Origin of the sequence: Bradyrhizobium sp. STM 3809 (assembly GCF_000239795.1) — a bacterium.
GTDB lineage: Bacteria > Pseudomonadota > Alphaproteobacteria > Rhizobiales > Xanthobacteraceae > Bradyrhizobium.
Genome location: NZ_CAFJ01000201.1, coordinates 1 through 5,390, shown reverse-complemented (window position 1 = coordinate 5,390; position 5,390 = coordinate 1). Strand labels below are relative to the sequence as shown.

Sequence of the window (5,390 nt, the reverse complement as noted above, 5' to 3'; positions counted from 1 at the left end):
GATAGCCGTTGCCGGGGTCGAAGGTGTTGGTCGGGCCGCCGTCGAACTCGACATTGGCCTTGGTCACCACGTGCAGCGGCGAGACGTAGCCGGACCACTTTTCGCCGGCGATGGCGCGGTTCAGTTCGTCGACCAGCTGCCAGCCCTGCAGGTTGAGCGGCTCGGCGACCGTCACGGCCTGGTAGGAGCCGGAGCGGATGCGCTGATAGGCGCTCTCGGAGCCGTCGCCGGCGGCGACGTTGACTGGCGCCCCGGTGCCCTTGATGCCGGCCGCGGCGAGCGACGGCGTCATGAAGTCGTAGTAGAGGTCGTTGATCGCCAGCGAATGCGTCCACGCCGCGCCGTGCTTCTGCAGCAGCGAGGTGGTGAGCTGCGGCATGCGCGTCGAGGTCTCGGCGATCGGCGTGTCGACCCATTCGAGCACCTTGCCGCCGAGGCCTTCGATGACCTCCTTCATCTTCTTGGCCTTGGCGATCGCGATCTCATAGGTCGAGTCGGTGAAGATGATCACGCCGGGCTTGCCGTTGGCGTCGACGAAGGCCCAGTTGGCGGCGGCGGTGGAGACGGCCATCGGATCGGTGGTCACATTGGCGAACACACCGGCATCCGCGACCGGTCCGATCACGGGCGCCGCATGCCACGACACCATCGGAATCTTGGCAGCCTTGGCGGCCTCCATGCCCGGCTTCTGCTCGACCGCGTCGAAGCCGCAGATCACGAGCCCGTCCGGCTTCAGGGTCATCGCCTGGCCGAACGCCGCGGTGCGGCCGGACACCGAGCCGGCGCCGTCGAGCGTGCGCACGGTCCAGCCGGCGGCCTTGGCGGCCTCCTCGATGCCCTTGGTGACGCCGAGCACGCCGCCATTCTTCATGTCGGAGGCGAGCACGACGATGGTCTTGCCCTTGGCGATCTTCGGACCGGTGGTCGGGCCGTCCCATTTGTCGACCTTCGAGGCGTATTTCTCGATATAGGCCTTGGCGTCGCCGAGCGGATCGGCGTGGACGGCTGACAGGCCGAAGGCGAGACCGGCGGCGATGGCGCCGGTTCGTAGCAATGTGTGCAACATGGATCGTCTCCCTGGTGTGATGCGGGTCCGGTCGAAAGCCGGACTTGTTGTCGCGACCGGCTCAGCGCCGGGCACGTCGTCCTCTCGAAACACGTTCATCCCTTCGGCTCAGGCGCTCCCATCGGCAGCTTGGCGACCGCGCCGCGCTTGCGCTGGGCGTAGCCGGCCATGCCGATCGCCGCGAGCAAGGTGACGCCGTTGAACAGCGGCTCGACCCAGAACGAGCCGCCGAACTGCTGGATGCCGGCGATGCCGACCGCAAGTACCGCGACGCCGATGATGGTGCCCCAGACATTGACGCGGCCGGGCTTGATCGTGGTCGAACCGAGGAAGGCGCCGACCAGCGCCGGCAAGAGATATTCGAGGCCGACGCTGGCCTGGCCGATGCGCAGCTTCGAGGCCAGCAGCACGCCGGTGATTGCGGTCAGCGCGCCGGAGGTCATGAAGGCGCCGACGGTGAAGCGCTGCACCGGAATGCCGTTCAGCGCGGCCGTCTTGGGATTGGCACCGATCGCGTAGATGTAGCGGCCGAGCGGCAGATATTCGAACACCAGCCACATCGCCAGCGCCAGCGCGAGCACGTAGAAGCCGGTGATCGGCAGGCCGAAAATCATCTGGCCGTTGAGCGCGAGAAAGCCTTCCGGCAGCATCGCGACGACCTGGCGGCCGCCGGTGTGCCACAGCGCCAGCGCATAGAGCACGGTGCCGGTGCCGAGCGTGGCGATGAAGCTGTCGATGCGGGCGACCTCGACGAGGAGGCCGTTGAGCAGGCCGGTGACGGCGCCGAGCGCGATCACGATCAGCACGGCGACCGGCCAGGGCAGGCCGAGCGAGGTCTGCAGGCTGATCACCAGGATGTGCCAGAGCACGATGCCATAGCCGACGGTGAGATCGATCTTGCCGGCGGCCATCGGGATCATCGCCGCCAGGGACAGCATCGCGATGATCGACTTGTCGGAAATGATCGAGCGCAGGTTCAGCAGTGTCGGGAAGGTGTTCGGCAGCAGGAGCGAGAACAGCACGATCAGCCCCACCGTGATGATCGGCAGGCCGTAGACCGGCAGCAGCCGCGAGATCTTCTGCGGCAGCGAGGCGCCGGCGAGATCGGCGCGCGTCGGCTCCAGCGCATTCGACTCGATCGAGTTCATTCCCATCCCGTTCCTCCCGGCGAGCTCTGAGCGGCCCGCTCCGACTCTGTTCTACGCGGCCTCCGAGGCCGAGGCGGCAGTGATCAGCGCTTCCGTCGTCAGCGCGGCGCCCGCGATCTCGGCGATGATCCGGCCGCGGTTGAACACCAGCGCGCGGTGGCAGATATGCGCGACCTCCTCGAAATCGGTGGAGACCACGACCACGGCGAGGCCCGCGGTGATGGCGCGCGCGATCAGCCGGTAGATCTCCGCCTTGGCGCCGACATCGACGCCGGCGGTCGGATCTTCGGCGACCAGCAGCCGGCGCCCGGTTGCGAGCCAGCGTCCGACCACGACCTTCTGCTGGTTGCCGCCGGACAGGCCCTCGATGGCGAGATGCGGATCGTTCGGCCGCAGGCCAACCTGGGCGCCGAGCTTCACGGCCTCCTCCGCTTCACGCCCTGGCGTCAGCACGTCGAACAGGCCGCGCCCCGACGCACCGGGATTGAGGAAGGCGTTCTCGCGGATCGACAGCGAGGCGGCGATCGACTCCTCGGTGCGGTCGCGCGCGACCAGGCCGATGCCGCTGGCCATCGCCGTGACCGGGCTCGACAGATCGGGCGCCACGCCGTCGATGCTGATCTCGCCGCGATGCGCCACTGCGCCGAACAGCGCGCGTCCGACGTCCTCCTGGCCGGCGCCGCGCAGGCCGACGAGGCCGAGCAGCTCGCCCTCGCGCACCTCGAAATCCACCGGGCCGGCCTTGGGCGTGACCAGGTTACGCACCGTGACGCGGGTCTTTCCGGTGTGCGCGGCGGCCTTCTCGAACATGTCGACCAGGGGCCGGCCGACGATCAGGCGCACCAGCTCCTCCGGCGACGTCGCGGCAATCGCCGTTTCGCCGACCAGCTCGCCGTCGCGTAAGACCACGACGCGGTCGGCGATGCGGAAGATCTCGTCGAGCCGGTGCGAGACATAGATCATGCCGACGCCCTGCGCGCGCAGCCGCCGGAGCGCGGCGAACAGCCGCTCGACCTCGTCGGCGGGCAGGCTGGCGGTGGGCTCGTCGAGCACCAGGAAATCGCAATTGACGACCAGCGCGCGGGCGATCGCGACCAGCGATTTCTCGGTGCGCGACAGGCTGGAGACGCGCGTCGACGGATCGATGTCGCAACCGACCAGCGCCAGCGCCTTGGTGGCGCGCGCTTCCGCGGCGCGCCAGTCGATCAGACCGAGCAGCGATTTGCGCGGAAAGCCCTGGGCGAGCCCGACATTCTCGGCGACGCTCATCCATTCGATCAGGCCGAGATCCTGATGGATGAAGGCCACCGGCTGATGGTCGCCGCTGCGGCCGCCGGGGGCATGCTGATAGGGCTGGCCGGCGATCGTCACCGCGCCGGCGTCGGGGCGGTGGATGCCGCCGAGCACCTTGATGAGGGTGGATTTGCCGGCGCCGTTCTCGCCGAGCAGCGCGACGATCTCGCCGCGGCCGACGTCGAAGCTCACGCCCTTGAGCGCGCGCGTGCCGCCGAACGACTTGACGATTCCCTCGAAGCGCAGCGCTGCCGACGCCATCGCTCATCCTCCCGGGCCGGCTTGCGCTGACGGCGAGAACACCCCGACCGCCGCCCAGCCCTGATCGATTTTTGTTATCGATAACATCGTAGCGGTCCCCAAAACCCTGTCAAGCCATGCGGATCAGGTGCTTTCGCGCTCGATGACCTCGAACGGCACGATCAGGGTCGAGGGCGCCGGCGTGCGGTCGTGCTGGACGTCGTCGAGCGCATTCAGAAGCACGCGGCCGGCCTCGCGGCCGATGTTGCGGCAATCCACAGTGACGGTGGTGATGCGCGGCCAGGCGCAGCGCGACACCTCGAAATCGCCGAAGCCGGCGATCGCGATCCGGCCGGGCACCGCCCAGCCGCGGCGGTGGCACTCCATGATCGCGCCGAAGGCGGAGAGGTCGGAGACGCAGACCGCGGCGTCGACATCGGGCCATTGCTGCACCAGATGCACGATGGCCTGGCCGCCTTGCTCCATCGAGATCGGCGGATTGCCGAACGAGATGGTGCGGCCGACCGGGAGCCCAAGCTCCTCGACCGCGCGGGTGTAGCCGAGCCTTCGATCGGCGCCGCGGGTGTCGCGCCGGCTGGCGCCGCCGATGAAGCCGATGTTGCGATAGCCCTTCTGGTAGAGCCGGTGGACCAGGGCGCGCGACGCCTCGGCATTGGAGAAGCCGACCACATGATCGATCGGATCGTCCGGCAGATCCCAGGTTTCCACCACGGGAATCCCTGCGGATTCCAGCATTCGCCGCGCCTTCGGCGTGTGCCGTCCGTCGGTGACGATGATGCCGTCGGGACGGCGCGTCAGCATGGCTTGGACGAGCTGCTCCTCCTTCTCCATGTCGTAATCGGTGTAGCCGAGCAGCATCTGCAGGCCCTGGCCCTCGATGATCTCGGTGATGCCGCGGGCGGTGTCGGAGAAGTTGGAGTTGTTGATCGAGGGCACCAGCACGGCGACGAAGCCGGTCCGCTTCGACGACAGCGCGCCGGCGGAGAGATCCAGCACGTAGCCGAGCTCGTCGACGGCGGCGAGGATCTTGCGCCGCGTCTCCTCGGAGACGGCGCCGTCGCTCTTGAGCGCGCGCGACACCGTCATCGCCGACACGCCCGCCCGCGCCGCCACCTCCGCCATCGTCGCGGGGCGCTTCGGGATCGGTCGGGTGGTCGGGCGTGTGGGCTTCATCTCATTCGGTCTTCTCGTCGCGTGCGCGCCGCCCACGCCGAATGGATCTCGATCGCGCAGGGCTTCGGCGGGCCGGGAGAGGATACATCGCTTACGATATCGATAACAATCGGGTCCGTCGGACACCGACGTCTGCCATATGGGGGGCGGGGCGACGATGAAGAGGGAGTGGTCCCTCGCCGCATTCCGGTGTCGTCCCTGCGAACGCAGGGACCCATAACCACCGGCCGCTGTGGGACGATGACTGGGAGTGGCGGCTCACCGTGAGATTCCGCGGTATGGGTCCCTGCATCGCAGGGACGACAGCGGAGGATGCCGCGCGCGCGCTCCGAATGTTGTGATCGCGCGGCGAGAGGCGGCAGGGGGGAGACAATCTGAACATAAATCATCGCCCTCTCGCGGCGCCGAGGCGTCCGAGGTTTGCCGGTCGTTTCGCCCTTCAACGAGGA

4 protein-coding genes are annotated in these 5,390 nt (G+C 68.3%); all 4 read right to left on the bottom strand.

All coding sequences use genetic code 11. From position 1 onward, the window contains the following. Nucleotides 1-1,066, bottom strand: a 1,066-nt coding sequence (locus BRAS3809_RS11085; protein ID WP_035656047.1) for an ABC transporter substrate-binding protein, incomplete at its 3' end; no start/stop codon positions are given. 95 nt (nt 1,067-1,161) lie between these two features. Next, entirely contained in the window at nt 1,162-2,214 is a 1,053-nt protein-coding gene (locus tag BRAS3809_RS11080) for an ABC transporter permease (protein WP_035656044.1), read from the bottom strand. A gap of 51 nt (nt 2,215-2,265) precedes the next feature. Further along, complete coding sequence (locus BRAS3809_RS11075; RefSeq protein ID WP_008962186.1) at nt 2,266-3,768, bottom strand: sugar ABC transporter ATP-binding protein; 1,503 nt, start codon at nt 3,766-3,768, stop codon at nt 2,266-2,268. A 123-nt stretch (nt 3,769-3,891) separates the two neighbouring features. Beyond that, nucleotides 3,892-4,848 carry a LacI family DNA-binding transcriptional regulator gene (locus BRAS3809_RS11070; RefSeq protein ID WP_008962185.1) on the bottom strand — a complete coding sequence of 319 codons (957 nt, stop codon included), beginning with the start codon at nt 4,846-4,848 and terminating at the stop codon, nt 3,892-3,894. Between the last annotated feature and the right edge of the window lie 542 nt (nt 4,849-5,390).

What these genes read in the sequence shown, in the direction of transcription:
- BRAS3809_RS11080 (WP_035656044.1), bottom strand. Translation starts at nt 2,214, where the DNA reads ATGAACTCGATCGAGTCGAATGCGCTGGAGCCGACGCGCGCCGATCTC.
- BRAS3809_RS11075 (WP_008962186.1), bottom strand. Translation starts at nt 3,768, where the DNA reads ATGGCGTCGGCAGCGCTGCGCTTCGAGGGAATCGTCAAGTCGTTCGGC.